The following is a 16,744-nucleotide window of genomic DNA, read 5'->3' on the forward strand; positions in this document are numbered from 1 at the left end:
TAAAAATCCTCCTATGCAAACTTAGGCTTGAGTAAATTTCGAACCTTTCACTTTTGAGAAGCGAATAGAAAGCAACTTTCCCTGAGTGTAGAAATGCTAATTATCAGGAGGGAGGACTCGATTTCCTGCAAACACCCAAAGCTGTAGCTCAACCGGGCACTCACTCATGGGCGGCGGAAAGTACAAATGGTCAAATTACGCCAGCACTTTACTGGATTTCACCTCAATTTTTTGCACGCCCTTATAAATAAAGAAGGTAGCCGCAGCCATCAGCACGTGACTAAGCGCCAAATGATTGAACCACTGGTGGGGCGACAGCTTGTTCATGAAGACCAATGCCGCCGCTGCCGCAAAGGCAATACCGATGAGCATGTTTTTGCTGGCGGCATTTTTGGTTTTCAGGTAGAGGTAGCCTTCAAACGACAACACCACGAGCATCAAGCCATAGCCGGAATGGAATTCTACAAAGAAAAAATTGAGTGTGAAAATGGTGAGGCAAAGGAAAGTGAGCAACTCAAGGATGTTGATCACTTTCAGCACCTTCACTGCCGACTCCTTAAAAAGCACCCCTGAATGCTCAATAGTTCCCCTTTCTATCAGCATAATGGCGAACATGCTGATGATCCAGCCGGGCAGCTTCCAGCCAAAGGAAAAGGCGTAGAGAAAAGCGTGCCCAAGTAAGCCGCCGAGCGCTGTGGCAATGCCCATCAGGAGAAAGTAGTACTTGAACCAGATGAACACTTTCCCGGTCTTCCCCGATTTTTGAAGCTTGTAGAAATAAAAAATACACAGCGCCGATACCAGCAGATCGGTGATGGTAACAATGGGCTCATCTATTCTAAGTCCAAACAGATGAATGGTATTCATAGCCTCCATATTTCGGCAATCCTATTGACTTAATAACGGCCCTTTCGGGCTTTAGTTCCATAATCTTCTGCTTTGGTGAGTTGCGCCCGATAATGTATGTGAGATCGATTATGCTAGTATTTTATTTTTTCGCTAAACGGCTTTTATTTATGGCTAATGATTAATTTCCAGTGACTTTTTCATTAGTTTCTCCCTAAAATGTATAAACACACGTTTACTCAATGCGTCTTTTTTTGTGTCGCTATGTGGCGTAGCTGCGCTGCGTTTGGTCAGTCTGCTTTACCTGTTGATGACCGGAAAGTTGTGTTGCTAAAAGCCATCAAGACAGATGGAACCGAGGTTGCAGGTTTTTTACTTGATCTCGATAAGGAAAACGGACTTCTTCATTTTCAACAACGAGATGAACTGTTGGTGGAGGAGTTAAGGGCTGAAGAAATTGCCAGGATTGCTTATTTCAAAAAAGGTAGTTTCTGGAGAGGGTTTGGTTGGGGGGCACTAGTTGGGGAGTCATTGTGGGCCACCTACGTGTTTAGCAACGAACCCGGCTACTTTGGTCGGGGATTCGACCTGGTGGTGGGGTCTGTGCTGTTTGTTACGCCGGTAGGCATAGTAGCGGGTATTGTGGATGGAGCCAAAGGTGTTCATCTTGATTATGAGGTTGAGGGAGATAAGGCTGCCTTCCAGGTTCCGATAGACCGGCTTACAAGATTTACCAACCAGGATTTGCATTTGATAAGGCCATCGGAAAAGGGTAAGAGAAGGCTTCGTAACTATAGCTTCACTGAGACGCCAATTGCGAGACGGCATCCGCAGTATAGCCCCCGGTTTCACTTTGGCCTTTCCTACGGGCTTGGGCTAACCGGCATGGTTAGAAAAATCGAAAAGAACTACACCCCTTTGCAGTTTGACAGCAAGTATGGTGACAGCAGAAGAGGGCATGATGGTATATTTAGAATAGGCGTTTCTTACTCGCTCAGCGATACACTCGAAGTGGGTTATGACTTCCAGAATGAGTATGGCGATGTGGTCAACTTGTACGGCAGCAGGAATGGTTACGAGATCAGAACATCCGTTTACATGTTTCAGAGCAGCCACAAATTATACGGCATGTATCACCTCAAGCCTTACTACAGCGCTGTTGGCACCCCTTTTCAGTTGTCGGCAGGCGCCGGACTGATTTTTAGTAACACTTACCTGGCGACGGAAACGTACGGCTCCTCGTCGTTTCCTGATGTTTTTGTGTATGATGAAGCAAGGCGCACAACGCTTGTGCCAGGTCTTGCCTTCATGGCAAAGGCATCTTACTTCATCAACCCAAACTTATCGGTCCAACTATTGCTTGAGCAGGATGTATATACCAGGGCCTCAACTACAGGCCTGAGCCTGGGTGAGCCGGTTAACTACACCACAAAGCCACTCAAGATCGCTCCGAATCTATTCTCCGTTGCCACTGGGCTCCGGTTTCATTTATGATCGGCAGGCTTACTTGAGTTCCTTGTATTTTTCAATATACATCTGATCCAACTCCTCCGAGTCTTTGTACTTCACCCTTAGTCCGGCCAGCTTTTCCTTCAGGTCTTTTACCACATCGGCATAGGCCGGATCGTCGTACACATTGGTCATTTCCTGCAAGTCCTTTTTGCGGTCGTAAAGCTCCCATTCGTCCACATCGTAGTAAAAATGCACCAGCTTGTAGTCTTCGGTCACTATGCCGTAGTGGCGCTTCACCATGTGCACACCCGGATATTCGTAGTAGTGGTAGTAAACAGCATCTCGTTTGAAGCTATCATTTTCGCCCTTGAGGAGGGGAATCAGGCTCTCACCCTGCATGTCGGCGGGCACTTCTGCGCCCACGGCTGATAGCAACGTGGGAGCAAAGTCGAGGTTTTGCACCATTTGGGTGTTGGTGGTGCCAGGCTGAACCACACCCGGCCATTTCACCAGCAATGGGGTTTTGAACGACTCATTGTAAATAAAGCGTTTGTCGAACCAGCCGTGCTCACCCAGGTAAAAGCCCTGGTCGGACGTGTAAACAATGATGGTGTTTTCTGCCAGGCCGTTTTGCTCCAGGTAGTCAAGCACTTTGCCCACACCCTCATCCACAGAGGCTATGGAGCCCAGGTAGTCCTGCATGTAGCGCTGGTAGCGCCACTTCATCTTCTCTTCCCGGGTCATGTTGGGGTAATTCTTCTTGAACTCCTCGTTCATGGGGCCATACACGGCGTCCCATTTGGCTCTTTGCTCAGGATTCATGCGGCCTACTTCTCTTTTGAAAGCGGCTTTGTCCCAGTTGGCAGTTTCAGGTATGCCGAGCTCATCCATCACGTCCGGATAGATCTTGGAGTCGCCGGCCCAGTTCATGTGGGTGAGCAGGTTCATTTCAGCTTCTTTGGCTGCGGAGCCACGGCCTTCGTAGTTGTCGAACAGCGTAGCCGGTTCTTCAAATGTTTTGTTGATATATTCCGTGTAGTGTCTTTCTGCTGGCAGCCATTCCCTATGCGGGGCTTTGTGGAGGTACATTAGCAGGAAAGGCTTCTCAGCATCTCTTTCTTTGTCCAGCCAGTTGAGCGTCATGTCGGTAATGATATCGGTTACATATCCCTCCACTTTGATATTGCCTTCGTTTTTAGTGATAAAATCGGGGTTATAGTAAGCCCCCTGGCCCGGCAGAATTTTGTACTGATCGAAACCCTTGGGGCTGTTGCCAAAATGCAGCTTGCCGAACATGGCCGTTTGGTAACCTTCCTTTTGCAAAAGCTGAGGGAAGGTGACATTGGTAGTATCAAACGGGAAGTTGTTGTCGATTTTGCCATTCAGGTGGCTGTGCTTGCCAGTGAGGATAACGGCACGAGATGGTGCACAGATGGAGTTGGTAACACTGGCATTGGTAAACAGCATGCCTTGTTTGGCAATACGGTCGATGTTGGGTGTTTCAATCAGCTTGTTGGAATAAGCACTGATGGCCTGATAGGCATGATCATCCGACATGATGAAGACGATATTGGGTCGCTTTTTCTCTACTTCCTTGGGAGCGGAAGGGCTGCAAGAGTAAAGGATAGTGGCAAAAAAAAGGCCGAAGATCAGCTGGTTAACGAGTTTCATTGGGAGCGGTTTAAGCTTGAGTAAAACTCAATTTAGGAATAATGATCAAAAACCTAAGATGTGGAATAGATGATCGGCAGTAAGGCAGTTTTAAACAAGCACTTCGATGGTTGGATTGAGCTGCTTCAGGGTCGCCAGGAATTCGTTTTCCCTTTCGGGTGAAATGACTACTTCTCCGTCTTTGTACTTTATTCTAAGTCGTTTGACCGAGTTCGCCGGTGCCGACAGCACGGTATAGGTGCGGTGAGCCGTCCAGATGTCTCTGATATCGACCTTGTCAGCTGTAAACGGACCAATTTTTACAATCAGAATATTGTCTTTTATGGTATAGCCGGTGCCGAAAAATATGGTGAGAATGAAGACTAGGATGGGAATCCAAATAGCCAAAGAGATAAGGATGGAACTGGTGTGCATCGACACTATAGACCGATAGATGTTAGCTGTGCCCAGATAGGCAAGTAGCAGTACGATGAGCCAGACAAGGAAGCTTTTGCGGGAGGAGTAGTAATTATTCGGTAGTGACGTCATGTCGGCTTAATGTATTTCTAATAGCTAATATAACCGTTAAACTCATATTCAATTAGGTAAATGATCGTTGCGACGTTTTCTTACATTTGCTTAGCAACACATACTTCTACCATGCGATTCCTTTTTGTCATGCTCATCGGGCTTTTTTTTAGTTTATCTGTGTATGCCCAACAGCTAACTTACTGTAACCCCATCAATATCGACTACGGCTACACGCCCATTCCCAACTTCAGTGAAATGGGGAGACACCGGGCCACGGCCGATCCTGTCATTACTGTTTTCAAAGGCAAATACTATCTCTTTTCGACCAACCAATGGGGCTACTGGTGGAGCGACAATATGTACAACTGGAATTTTGTACCACGTAAATTTCTGAAGACGTGGCACGATGTCTATGATGAGCTTTGCGCTCCGGCCACACTCGTATTGGGCGATACGCTCTTTGTCATTGGCTCTACTCATACAAAAGAGTTTCCGCTCTGGATGAGTACCAATCCTACTGAGGACGACTGGACGGAGGCTGTGGACAAGTTTGAGGGTGCCGCCTGGGATCCTGCTTTTCTTGAAGATGATGACGGCCGCATTTATCTCTACTACGGCTCCAGCAACTTTTACCCTATGTACGGAATAGAAATTGATAGAAAGACCTTGCAGCCAATTGGAGAAAGAGTGGATATGATCCACGTGAATGACAGCATTCACGGCTGGGAGCGCTTTGGTGAGCATGCCGACAATACTTTTCTTGACCCCTTCATGGAAGGTGCCTGGGTCAACAAGCACAATGGTAAGTATTATCTGCAATACGGTGCCCCCGGCACAGAATTTAGTGGTTATGCCGACGGAGTTTACACCAGCGACAAACCCCTGGGGCCATGGACATATCAGTCGCACAATCCTTTTGCCTACAAGCCGGGAGGGTTCGCCAGAGGGGCCGGGCATGGTGCCACCTATCAGGACTTGTCGGGCAACTGGTGGCATGTTTCTACGATAGTCATTGGCGTGAAGAATAACTTCGAACGCCGCCTTGGCATTTGGCCAGCAGGGTTTGATGACGACGGCATCTTGTATTGCAATACCACTTTCGGCGACTATCCTCACTACCTACCAAATGGCCCGGCTGATCACTTAAAAAGCAGGTTTACCGGCTGGATGCTATTGAACTACAATAAGCCTGTTCAAGTCTCGTCTACTTTGGGAGGTTTTGCTCCTAATCAGGCGGTGGATGAAAGCATTAAAACTTACTGGAGCGCCACTACTGGCAACAAGGGAGAGTGGTTCCAAACTGACCTGGGCGAGGTGAGCCAGGTGAATGCCATTCAAATCAATTATGCCGATCAGGACGCTGACTTCCTTGGCAAGCCCACTGATTTCTACCATCAATACATCATCTACGTTTCAGAGGATGGCAAGAAATGGAAGGTGGCTGCTAACAAGGGACAAAATAAAACAGATGTGCCTCACGACTACATCGAATTCAGTGAGCCCATTAGGGCTCGCTACCTGAAGATGGAAAACATTCATATGCCCACAGGCAAGTTTGCGCTTAGTGGCTTCCGGGTTTTTGGTAAGCAGAACAAGCCACTTCCAGCACCTGTCCGGCATTTTATCGTTCTCCGTGGCGACAGTGAACGCCGCAATGCCTGGCTCAAATGGGAGCAGATGCCCGATGCCACTGGTTACAACATTTACACAGGGATTGCACCCGATAAGCTTTACAACAGCGTGATGGTGTACGGTGCCAATGAGTATTATTTCACAGCCATGGACCTGGACAAAACCTATTATTTCCAGATAGAGCCTTTCAACGAGGCGGGCGTCGGGCCAAGAGGTGAAATCATGAAAGTAGAATGATGCCCTGTCAGGAACCAAAATGTTTTCTGGCGAGCAACACATTTGGCAGGCCAATGGCCACAATTAGTATACATGAACCAATGATGGCTGAGGTCAGGTTGAAAGGGAACTTAGGCGTATTGGACAGCGGGAGCACTACCTGATTCATAACCAGCCACACACAGAGGCCGTAAATCACCGCCGGAAGTACAACCCCTGCTCGTAAAATTGAGACCTTGCTGTAAAGCAAAAAGAAGAGAACCGACCATGAGAAGGCTATCAGATAGTGGAATAGCAGGCCGAAAACTGCGATCATTGCTCCACCAGAGTGCGCTTCAACACCAAAAACACCACTGGCAACGAATTTGAGCACCGCTGCAGGAGTGGTGGAATTTCTGATCCAGGCACTGGCGAAAGCGGAGAGGATATCCAGTGTGCCTGTAGCAAAGCCAGCTAAAACAATAGCTTTACTCAATGGCTTGTTTGATGTGCTCACAACGAATTTGTTTAAGTAGCGGGATGTTCTGGGTTAAATAACAATTATCACGATATTTACTACTATCGGAAGAAGGGTGCATAGTCAAGTGGCATCAACAGAATGCCAATTTGCGACAATTCCTGTCCTTTCATGGAATTGCGGGGAACCCTTTTCTCAAAAAACAGTTTGATACATCATGCAGAAGGAATTTCTAGATAAATTATACAAGGATCATCTGGAGTGCCCAAGGTGCCCAAGCCCTAAAAGAGTGTCACAGTTTTTTGTGGACTTGCTGGAAACGCTGTTTCCTGATTTTTCCATGCGGGCTTTTTCGTCGCAAAGAGAGCTGGAAATACACCTGAAGAAACTTCAGATTGAGTTGGATGAGATGCTCACGTTGAATCCCATGAAGGGCGTAGTGGATTTGGAAGATGTGGCGAAGCTTTTTTTTGATAAGCTGCCAGAAGTTCACTCAAAAATCATCGACGACATCAAAGCGCTGTACGAAGGCGACCCGGCTGCAAAGAGCCAGAGTGAGGTTATTCGCACATATCCCGGCTTTTACGCCATTGCCTCCTACCGCATTGCGCACGAATTGCACAAGCTTGGTGTGAAGGTGATTCCAAGGATCATTACCGAGCATGCCCACGGCAAAACAGGCATTGACATTCACCCGGCTGCTACCGTTGGCGAGCACTTCTGCATCGACCATGGCACTGGTGTGGTGATAGGAGAAACCACCATCATTGGCGACCACGTTAAAATATACCAGGGTGTAACCCTCGGAGCTCTTAGTGTCGACAAAAAAGATGCGGAGACAAAAAGACATCCGACCATTGAGAACAACGTGGTGATTTATGCTGGTGCTACCATTTTAGGTGGCGAAACCGTTATTGGCCATGATAGCGTGATTGGTGGCAATGTGTGGCTGACTCGCAGCGTAGCTCCGAACACGAAAGTCTACTACCAGGCCCGCATGTACAATAGCGATACCGAGGAAACTGATCTGCTCATCTTCAAAGAATCTGCTCAATGAAGCTTTTCGATTTGATTGGCAACACGCCAATAGTAGCGTTGGAAAAAATCCCAACCAATAAGAACGTAACTATATATGCTAAGCTGGAGGGGCAAAACCCCGGCGGAAGTGTAAAGGATAGGGCAGCCTACAATATGATCAAAAGCGCTTTGGAGCGTGGCGATATCAAGCCGGGTGATAAGCTTGTGGAAGCAACGAGCGGAAATACGGGGATTGCCCTTGCCATGATTGCCCAGGTAATGGGGGTGCACATGACACTGATCATGCCGGACAATTCCACCAAAGAGCGGGTGCTGTCGATGGAAGCTTACGGAGCCAAAGTGATCTTAACACCAGCCGCCAAAACCATCGAATACTCCAGAGAGTTGGCGGAGAAAATGGCTGCTGAGGACGGCTATACGATCCTCAACCAGTTTGCCAATCCTGACAACTGGAAGGGCCATTACAAAACCACCGGCCCCGAGATTTGGAACGATACTAAGGGCAAAGTGACACACTTTGTGTCTGCTATGGGCACCACAGGCACCATTATGGGGGTAAGCCGCTACCTGAAGGAAAAGAACAAAAATATCCAGATCGTAGGCACTCAGCCGACGGATGGCTCCAGCATTCCAGGGATCAGACGATGGTCGCCGGAGTTTCTGCCCAAGATATTTGAACCCGACAGAGTAGACAGGGTGGTGGACGTGAGCCAGGACCAGGCCACCGAAATGACCCGCCGCATGGCCAGAGAGGAAGGCATCATGGCTGGCATGAGCAGTGGCGGCGCCTTGTATGCCGCCTTGCAAATTGCCTCAGAGCTGGAGTCTGGCGTGATCGTGTGTATTACCTGCGATAGGGGTGACAGGTATTTGAGCTCAGATTTGTTTGGCTGAATGCGCTCAAAACTTCATTACTACCTCATTTGGCGGGTTTGAGGCTTTTAATTTCATTTCTGAGAATAACGGCCTCTTTGGACGCCTTGTCAGTCTTTTCTAAACGATCCTTTAGGTTTTCGATCTGTACCTGAAGCTTCTTTGATACCTTTTCTATATCTGCGCTACTCTTCATTTTAATACCTTATAAAGGATGCGCCAGCAACACCTCTCTTGATTCCAGCAGCGGCACAATTTTGCCCAGCACTATTTCCTTAAAGTAGTCTGCATCCCGGTGGGCCTGTAGAGCCGCCTCGTCTTTGTAGCCCTCGTAGAGCGCAATCGTGTGGTCATCGTCTTTGCCTTGGTGCAGCGTGTAAAACAGGTTACCTGCTTCCGCTCTTGTCCTCGGAACCATTTCCCTGAGGTGTTTGATGACTGTATCGACCTGGCCTTGTTTCACCTTCCAGGTAACGATGAGGTAGATAGGTGGTTGATTCATAGTTATTTGTGTTGTAAGGTTATAAGTTATTTGCTGTCCTCAATATCGCAAGGGTCTCCCTTGTGATAGTTATTCAATTGGCGTCCGCCACTACAAACATGGCTAACCATAAATTCCGTTTGTAGCGTCTTGTGTCTTTTCTTTGCCGCCTATTCTTACGTACCGGCACTTCCTGCTATTTTCCTCTAATATTGCAAGGGTCTCCCTTGTGATGTATAATTGACCGGCGTCCACCACTTTCGAGATGGCTTACCATCCATGTTTCCTATTTCTCTCCAAGGGCCTCAAACTTAAACTTCTCAGTCGCCGCCGGCTCATGCTCCCGGCTCATGATGGCTTCAATCTGTGCTACGACTTCGGGGTTTTCGGCCGCTACGTTATTTTGTTCCCGTGGATCACTTTTCAAATTATACAGCTCAACGCCAAGGTTGCCTTCAAACATCCCTTTCCTGACGCCCTTCCAGTCGCCCATTTGCACAGCCTGCTGCCCGGTGTATTCCAACAGCTCCCAGTAAAGGAACTCATGCACAGGCTGATTGCCCTGCCCAAGTAAAGTGGGCAAAAAACTGATGCCATCTGTTTTGGCAGGAGCGGCTATGCCAACAAGTTCGCAAAATGTCGGCATCACATCGTAAAAAACTGACGCAAGGTCGGTGGTAGTGCCAGGCTTGATTTTGCCTTCCCAGCTGGCAATCATCGGCACCCTTATTCCCCCTTCGTACACAAACCCTTTGTTTCTTCCATAGCCATTCGTGTATGGGCCGGTGCTGTTGAAATACTCGAAGTCCACACCGGCAGTGTAGGTAGGCCCATTGTCGCTGGTGAAGATGATGAGTGTGTTTTCGTAAATCCCCAATTCTTTCAGTGTTGCGACCAGTTCACCCACCTGATCGTCCAGGTAGCTGATCATCCCAGCATAGGCAGCTCTGGGGTAGCGGTGAGGGAAGTAGCCAAGGTTGCCCAGGTAGGGCTGCTCCTCACCAAAAATGGCATGATACTTTTCCACGTACTCTTTTGGTACCTGCAAAGGCAAGTGCGGCAGAGGAGAAGCATAATACAGAAAGAAGGGGTTGTCTTTGTTTTCACGCAAAAAGCCCAGCGCCTTTTCGTGCATAACGCCGGGAGCGTAATCAGCCTGGTAGAACTTGTCGAAGCTCGACTCCGCCAGTGTGTCTGAACCCGTTGCCAGTTTTTCTCCGGGAGCCATGAACTCATTGTTCAGGTAAATCCGGTTTTCATTTTCCCAAATATGTGTGGGGTACAGATTATGTGCCTGTCTTTGGCAATTATAACCACAGAAGTAGTCGAAGCCTTGTGTGTTAGGTGTGCTTTCGGAGGCAGGTGCCCCCAGTCCCCACTTGCCAATAAGTGCTGTTTTGTAGCCAGCTTGCTGCATTACTTCGCCCATCGTAAGCGTGCTGTCGGGTATCGGGCGCTGCCCTTCCAGGGTAGAGTCGGCCAGCATGGCAGCAAAATCCCACACGGCGCCCCGCTCCCGCCATTCGTCGTTGCCCCGGATAAACGAATGTCCCATGTGCAGCCCGGTGAGCAGTGCATACCTCGATGGGGCGCAAACAGGGGCTCCGGAATAATGGCGGGTAAACTTCATACCATTCTTCGCCAATGCGTCAATATTGGGCGTCTGAATCAACTTTTGTCCGTAAGCTCCTACATCGCCATAGCCAAGGTCATCAGCCAGTATGTAAATAATATTGGGTTTCTTCTCTTCCGGAGTTGTTGAACAAGATAACAGCACTGCGCTGAGACAAAGCAGGATAATGAAAGACCGCATGATAGATGGTTTGGTGTTGAGGAGCCAATATAGCCAATTTATGTTTTTCTCGTTAAGGTAACCGGACGGGAAAAAATCCCCCGGAATGGGGGCCATTTCGAGTGTAGATGGTTTTATATTTACCCTTATGATCAAATGCTTCTATTTCAGTCTTTTAGTGGTTGCTTTTGCGTGCGACGCCAGGCCAGCCCCTCATGTAGAGTCGACGGTGAAAGCCCTGGCGACTGCGCTGAAAGATAATTACATCTACGAGGACAAGGCAGAGCAAATGAGTGACCACCTGCTCCAACGCCTGGGGGAAGGGAAGTTTGATGGAGAAATGACTGACGAACAGCTGGCCAATTTGTTGCACGAGGAGGTGAGGTCAGTAGTCGGCGACAAACATTTGCGAATCAGGCTGAGTAGCCGAGGCAGAAGCACTTCCAATCGAAGGGAAGTGCCCAGTTACCCTAATGGATTTGGGAAGGCCAGGATGTTGGCCGGTCAGGTAGGCTACCTTGAAATCACGGGTTTCCATAACCCGATTAGTGCCTTCAGGGCCGACTTGACTAAACAAATGACGCTGCTGTCAGGAGCCAAAGCCGTGATTCTTGACCTTCGAAATAATGGTGGTGGCTCACCAGAAGCAGTGCAGCTTATCTCCAGTTATTTTTTCGATAGAAGCAAGCCTGTTCACCTTAATACGCTTTATTTCCGAAACAGCGATTCCAGTACCGATTTTTACACCCTGCAGGAGATTGAAGGGCCCGATCTCCAAAGTAAGCCGCTTTTGATACTTACAAGCGATTACACTTTTTCAGCGGCTGAGGAGTTTACTTACAACATGCAATCACTTAAGCGAGCCACCATTGTGGGTGAAACTACTGGCGGCGGGGCACATCCGGTTAACCGGTACACCATTTCAGAAGGAATTGTGGCCATCATTCCCGTCGGTCGGGCCATCAATCCCATAACAAAGACCAATTGGGAAGGTGTCGGTATAAAGCCTGACGTGGAGGTTGATGAAGAAAGTGCGCTTGATAAAGCCTTAGAACTGCTTTCCGGCTCCTGATTTTTTTTTTAAGCAAGGACTAATTCCTAATTTGAAATCGACAAATTTCAAATCCTCTATGTTCACCATCGACGCCCACCTTGACCTGTCCATGAACGCCATGGAATGGAACAGGGACATCAGACTTCCAGTAGCTGACATTAATAAAAGGGAGGAAGGGCTAACCGACAAGCCTGACAGAGCGAAAGCAGTGGTTTCGCTGCCGGAGCTTCGCCGGGGAAACATCGGCCTGGTGGTGGCCACGCAAATTGCCCGTTATGTAGCACGTGGCAATCCTTTGCCCGGGTGGCATTCGCCTGAGCAAGCCTGGGCGCAAACGCAAGGGCAGCTGGCCTGGTACAAAGCCATGGAGGAGGCCGGTGAAATGACTCAAATCACCAACCTTTCCCTACTCAATAAGCATATTGCATTGTGGGGCAATGGGCAGCCAAATGAGCGCAAGCCAGTAGGCTATATCCTGAGTTTGGAAGGGGCAGACTCCATTGTTACTTTGGGTCATCTTGAAAGAGTGTATGCTTACGGTCTCAGAGCTTTGGGCCCGGCGCATTATGGGCCTGGCCGCTATGCCCAGGGCACCGATGCCACCGGAGGGCTCGGCCCAAAAGGTCGGGAACTGCTGAAAGAAATGGAGCGGCTCGGGATTATTTTGGATGCCACACATTTGTGCGACGACAGCTTTTGGGAAGCTTTGGATAATTATCAGGGCCCGGTGTGGGCCAGCCACAACAACTGCCGGGCGCTGGTTAACCACAACCGCCAGTTCAGCGACGAGCAAATCAAAGAGCTAATCGGTCGTGGCGCTGTTATAGGGGGAGCGCTCGACGCCTGGATGATGGTGCCCGGCTGGGTGCGGGGCCAATCGACTCCCCGGGCCATGGATTGCAACCTTGAAAAAATGATTGACCACATGGATCACATTTGTCAGCTGGCCGGCAATGCTTTGCACATAGGCATTGGATCCGATCTGGATGGTGCCTTTGGGAAAGAGCAATGCCCTTACGATTTAAACACGATAGCTGACCTGCAAACAGTGCCAGATTTGCTAACAAAACGAGGCTATTCGGAAAATGAAGTTGAACAAGTGATGCACGGAAACTGGCTTAGGTTTCTTCAAAAGGCCTGGGCCGGGAAAGATTGAAGAGCGAAAGTTTTATTCAAAGTGCTTAAGTCATATATTTATCGAACCAGAAAAATGGAAATTGTGAGCTGTAAGCTAAGTGCCCCAAAAGCATTTGGAGTTACAAGCCTTAAAGCACCATCAACCAAATAGTTCATGTTCTTCAAGAGAGATAATTTTGGACAGTTCATCTTTCTGAGTAAGTCTACTGTCTGCCTTCTTTTGCTGGCTCTTTTTCTCCCTGAAAGAGGTGCTGGTCAGGGTACGGACAAGACGGATTCATCCATTGTCGATGAGCTTTCGTCAAAGGCAGATGTTGCCATGCTGTCTAATGTAGACTCGGGCTTCTTCTATGCCAAAAAACTATTGGAGCTTGGCGAGCAACAAGAGTTTGACTATGCCAGGGCGAGGGGATATGAGAAGCTTGGCTGGACACACTGGGTGGAGGGAAACTACGCTGACGGGCTGAAAAATGCTTTGGACGCCATCAGGATTTTCGAACAGTACGGCCCCTCCGAAGGTCTCGTCAGTGCAGTTTTATCTGCCGGGAGAAACCTTTTTGAACAACGTAGCTACACCATGGCACTGACCTATTATCAACGGTCGGAGGCATTAGCACAAGAATTGGGGCTGGAGAAGCCGCTGATAGAGGCCTACAGAGACATTGGAGGTATTTCTATCACTCTTGGTGACTATGAAAAAGGCCTCGACTACTGCACCCGTGGCCTGGCGATCGCTAACCGGCTGGGGTTTAGGTCATCTATTCCGATTTTTTATAGCCATATAGCACTCATTCATTTTAATCAGGGCGACGTGGAGCAATCGGTGGATTATAATTGGCGAGCCATACTGGAAGGGAGGCTGACGGGCAACCGCCGCATAGTGGCACTTGGCTTTGAGCGCCTCGCCAATATCGATCTTCAGCAGGGGTTGTACGATGAAGCCATCCGCAAAGGAAAAGAAACGCTTGAGATGGGGCAGGAGCTTGGGTCGTCTCTGATAGCCATGCGGGCTTATATGGTGCTTTCCAGAGGGTATGAAGGAAAACGAGACTATGAGAAGTCCCTCACCAACTACAAGCTATATATTGAGATCAGCGACAGCACTTATAACGCTGACAAAGAAAGTATCATTGCGTCCATTGAGGCTGTGTATGACCTCGAAAGCAAGCAGGGGGAAATAGAACTGCTTGAAACGGAAAAGGCGCTTAATGAACAGGAGTCAAGGGCAAAGAACTACTACATCATTCTGTCTCTTGTAGCCATTGGGCTTCTGATTGCACTGACTTTTGCATTGTTCAGGGCGTCCAAATTTCAGAATCAGCACAACAGCGAGCTACAGGCAAAAAATGGGGAAATAGCTGCCCAGGCAAAAAAGCTGGAAGAAATGAATGCAACCAAGTCGAAGATTTTTTCGATCATTGGCCACGACCTGCGGAATTCGGTGGCCAATCTGAAACAGCTTCTGGACCTGCTGAATAGTAAGAAAATAACCTTGAAAGAGCTCAGGGAAGTAGCGCCAGAAGCCAAGCAAAGCGTAGATGCGTCATTTGACGTACTCGATAACCTCCTGCACTGGGGGCTTACGCAAATGAACGGCATTAGAACCAATATAGAGCCGGTTTTGCTTCAACCGATTCTGGCGGAGATCACCTCTCATTTCAAGCTTTTTGTTGAAAGGAAAAACATATCCCTCACCTTCCAGTCAGCCGCTAACCTTATGGTATTGGGTGATGCTCCTCAGCTAACTGTTGTGCTTCGAAACCTGGTGGGCAATGCCATCAAATTTACCAAAGCCAATGGAGCCATCGCAGTGGAGGCGGAAGATATGGGCGACTTGGTGAGGATTAGGGTGAAAGATAATGGCGTCGGTATTTCTGAAGACAAACTTAAACTCCTGTTTAAGCACGAAACTCACTATTCAGAATCCGGCACCAACGATGAAAAAGGAACCGGCTTAGGCTTGCTTCTATGCTACGAATTTGTGGAGAACATGGGTAGTCGTTTGGAAGTGGAAACAGCACTGGGTGAGGGCACGACCTTCTTTTTTGATATGAAAAAAGCCTGATACAGCTTTTCTTACTTATGCTATTCTTTCTTGAGAATGGGCTAACTTTGTGCCATGGGTGAGCATGTGAATAAAATACTCAGCGTTTTGGAGAGCGACCCAGTGTTTGCCATTGTTGGTAAAGCTGCAGACGAGCTGGGTGTGGAGGCGTACGTTGTTGGTGGGTTTGTGAGAGATATTTTCCTGGATCGTCCATCCAAAGACCTTGATTTTGTGTGTGTTGGGAGTGGCATAGCTTTGGCAGAGCAAGTGGCCCGCAGCCTGAAGGGCAAATCCAACCTTAGTATTTTTAAAAATTTTGGCACTGCTCAGGTCAAGTGGGGCGAGTATGAGCTTGAGTTTGTTGGCGCCCGTAAGGAAAGCTACCGGACTGACAGCCGCAAGCCGATTGTGGAAGATGGCACCCTCCAGGACGACCAAAACCGCAGGGACTTCACCATCAACGCCATGGCCATTTGCCTTAACAAGAAAAGGTTTGGTGACCTTGTCGATCCTTTCAATGGCATTGAAGACCTGCGCAAAAAGACAATCAGAACACCGCTTGATCCCGATATCACTTTTTCAGACGATCCCCTGAGAATCATGCGGGGCATCAGGTTTGCTGCGCAGCTCGGCTTCGACATTGCTCCCGATACCATGGAAGGCATTACCAGAAATGCCCACCGGTTAGAGATTGTTTCAATGGAGCGGGTAACGGACGAGCTTAATAAAATCATTCTGTCGAACCCGCCTTCTTATGGCTTTCAGCTCATGTTCCATGCGGGAGTTCTCAAATATGTGTTTCCCGAAATGGTGGATCTTTATGGCGTGGAGGTGATCAATGGCAAGGCGCACAAAGACAACTTCTTTCATACGCTGAAGGTGCTCGATAACGTTAGTCAGGTCACCACCGATCTATGGTTACGGTGGGCAGCCATTATGCACGACATCGCCAAGCCAGCCACAAAGCGCTTCAACGACAAGGTAGGTTGGACCTTCCACGGCCACGAAGACAGGGGTGCTCGCATGGTGCCCAAGATCTTCAGAAGAATGCGCCTGCCCATGGACTTAAAAATGAAGTATGTGCAGAAGCTGGTCAGGCTGCACCTGAGACCCATCGCTTTGGTGAAGAGGGAGGTGACCGATTCTGCCATTCGTCGGCTGCTGTTCGAAGCAGGAGACGATGTGGAAGACTTGATGAAGCTGTGCAAGGCCGACATCACCAGCAAAGACCACAACAGGGTACAGCGCTATCTCAGTAATTTTGAACTGGTGGAACAGAAAATGGCTGAGGTAGAAGGCAAAGACCATGTGCGCAACTTCCAGCCGCCAGTTTCAGGCGAAATGATCATGGAGGCCTTTGGCATTCCTCCTTCCAAGCCCATTGGGGAAATCAAGGAAGTGATCAAGGAAGCGATCATGGAAGGCGAAATCCGCAATGAATTTGGACCTGCCTATGAGCTGATGCTGAAAACAGGGTTGAAGATGGGCCTGAAGCCCGTAAAGGAGTTGAAAACCTAACAGACTGGCTAAATCGTGTA

15 protein-coding genes are annotated in these 16,744 nt (G+C 48.6%); 8 read left to right on the forward strand and 7 right to left on the reverse strand.

Translation table 11 applies throughout. The annotated features are described in order from the left end of the window. Positions 1 to 195: 195 nt before the first annotated feature. Entirely contained in the window at positions 196 to 867 is a 672-nt protein-coding gene (locus RT717_RS02465; RefSeq protein WP_317490162.1) for a DUF6962 family protein, read from the reverse strand. Positions 868 to 1,110: 243 nt separating this feature from the next. Between RT717_RS02465 and RT717_RS02470 the strand changes: the two genes are divergently transcribed. Further along, positions 1,111 to 2,340, forward strand: a complete 1,230-nt coding sequence (locus RT717_RS02470; RefSeq protein WP_317490163.1) for a hypothetical protein — start codon at positions 1,111 to 1,113, stop codon at positions 2,338 to 2,340. 9 nt (positions 2,341 to 2,349) lie between these two features. Here the strand turns inward: RT717_RS02470 and RT717_RS02475 are convergent, their stop codons facing one another. Then, complete coding sequence (locus RT717_RS02475; RefSeq protein WP_317490164.1) at positions 2,350 to 3,969, reverse strand: sulfatase family protein; 1,620 nt, start codon at positions 3,967 to 3,969, stop codon at positions 2,350 to 2,352. A gap of 90 nt (positions 3,970 to 4,059) precedes the next feature. Further along, positions 4,060 to 4,497, reverse strand: coding sequence for a PH domain-containing protein (locus RT717_RS02480; RefSeq protein WP_317490165.1), 438 nt, complete (start codon positions 4,495 to 4,497; stop codon positions 4,060 to 4,062). Positions 4,498 to 4,608: 111 nt separating this feature from the next. Here RT717_RS02480 and RT717_RS02485 point away from each other — a divergent pair, with 111 nt between their 5' ends. Next, positions 4,609 to 6,348 carry a family 43 glycosylhydrolase gene (locus RT717_RS02485; RefSeq protein ID WP_317490166.1) on the forward strand — a complete coding sequence of 580 codons (1,740 nt, stop codon included), beginning with the start codon at positions 4,609 to 4,611 and terminating at the stop codon, positions 6,346 to 6,348. Between the two features lie 7 nt (positions 6,349 to 6,355). On the opposite strand, the gene RT717_RS02490 is transcribed toward RT717_RS02485, so the two are convergent. Next, positions 6,356 to 6,823, reverse strand: coding sequence for a DUF1440 domain-containing protein (locus RT717_RS02490; RefSeq protein WP_317490167.1), 468 nt, complete (start codon positions 6,821 to 6,823; stop codon positions 6,356 to 6,358). Between the two features lie 250 nt (positions 6,824 to 7,073). Here RT717_RS02490 and RT717_RS02495 point away from each other — a divergent pair, with 250 nt between their 5' ends. Beyond that, the gene (locus RT717_RS02495) at positions 7,074 to 7,841 is read left to right on the forward strand and encodes a serine O-acetyltransferase (protein ID WP_394854118.1); all 768 of its coding nucleotides are present in this window, start codon (positions 7,074 to 7,076) and stop codon (positions 7,839 to 7,841) included. Then, positions 7,838 to 8,716 (forward strand): cysteine synthase CysM, encoded by an 879-nt coding sequence (gene cysM, locus RT717_RS02500; RefSeq protein WP_317490169.1) that lies wholly within the window; start codon positions 7,838 to 7,840, stop codon positions 8,714 to 8,716. Before RT717_RS02495 ends, cysM begins: the two co-directional genes overlap by 4 nt. Positions 8,717 to 8,741: 25 nt before the next feature. Here cysM and RT717_RS02505 read toward each other — a convergent pair whose 3' ends face one another. The 3 genes from RT717_RS02505 to RT717_RS02515 all read right to left on the reverse strand — a co-directional run bounded on the left by RT717_RS02505 (position 8,742) and on the right by RT717_RS02515 (position 10,989). Further along, complete coding sequence (locus RT717_RS02505; protein ID WP_317490170.1) at positions 8,742 to 8,891, reverse strand: hypothetical protein; 150 nt, start codon at positions 8,889 to 8,891, stop codon at positions 8,742 to 8,744. A gap of 9 nt (positions 8,892 to 8,900) precedes the next feature. Next, positions 8,901 to 9,197, reverse strand: a complete 297-nt coding sequence (locus tag RT717_RS02510; RefSeq protein WP_317490171.1) for a putative quinol monooxygenase — start codon at positions 9,195 to 9,197, stop codon at positions 8,901 to 8,903. A gap of 265 nt (positions 9,198 to 9,462) precedes the next feature. Next, positions 9,463 to 10,989, reverse strand: a complete 1,527-nt coding sequence (locus RT717_RS02515) for an arylsulfatase (RefSeq protein WP_317490172.1) — start codon at positions 10,987 to 10,989, stop codon at positions 9,463 to 9,465. A gap of 85 nt (positions 10,990 to 11,074) precedes the next feature. On the opposite strand from RT717_RS02515, the gene RT717_RS02520 reads away from it, so the two are divergent. From RT717_RS02520 to RT717_RS02535, 4 genes are all read left to right on the forward strand, one after another. Then, complete coding sequence (locus RT717_RS02520) at positions 11,075 to 12,040, forward strand: S41 family peptidase (protein ID WP_317490173.1); 966 nt, start codon at positions 11,075 to 11,077, stop codon at positions 12,038 to 12,040. Between the two features lie 58 nt (positions 12,041 to 12,098). Continuing rightward, positions 12,099 to 13,178, forward strand: coding sequence for a dipeptidase (locus RT717_RS02525; protein WP_317490174.1), 1,080 nt, complete (start codon positions 12,099 to 12,101; stop codon positions 13,176 to 13,178). 135 nt (positions 13,179 to 13,313) lie between these two features. Then, on the forward strand, positions 13,314 to 15,224 hold the full coding sequence (locus RT717_RS02530; protein ID WP_317490175.1) for a sensor histidine kinase: 1,911 nt from the start codon (positions 13,314 to 13,316) through the stop codon (positions 15,222 to 15,224). Between the two features lie 54 nt (positions 15,225 to 15,278). Beyond that, a complete protein-coding gene (locus tag RT717_RS02535; protein WP_317490176.1) occupies positions 15,279 to 16,724 on the forward strand; it encodes a CCA tRNA nucleotidyltransferase in 1,446 nt (481 codons plus the stop codon). Positions 16,725 to 16,744 lie beyond the last annotated feature (20 nt).

Origin of the sequence: Imperialibacter roseus (assembly GCF_032999765.1) — a bacterium.
GTDB classification, from domain to species: domain Bacteria; phylum Bacteroidota; class Bacteroidia; order Cytophagales; family Cyclobacteriaceae; genus Imperialibacter; species Imperialibacter roseus.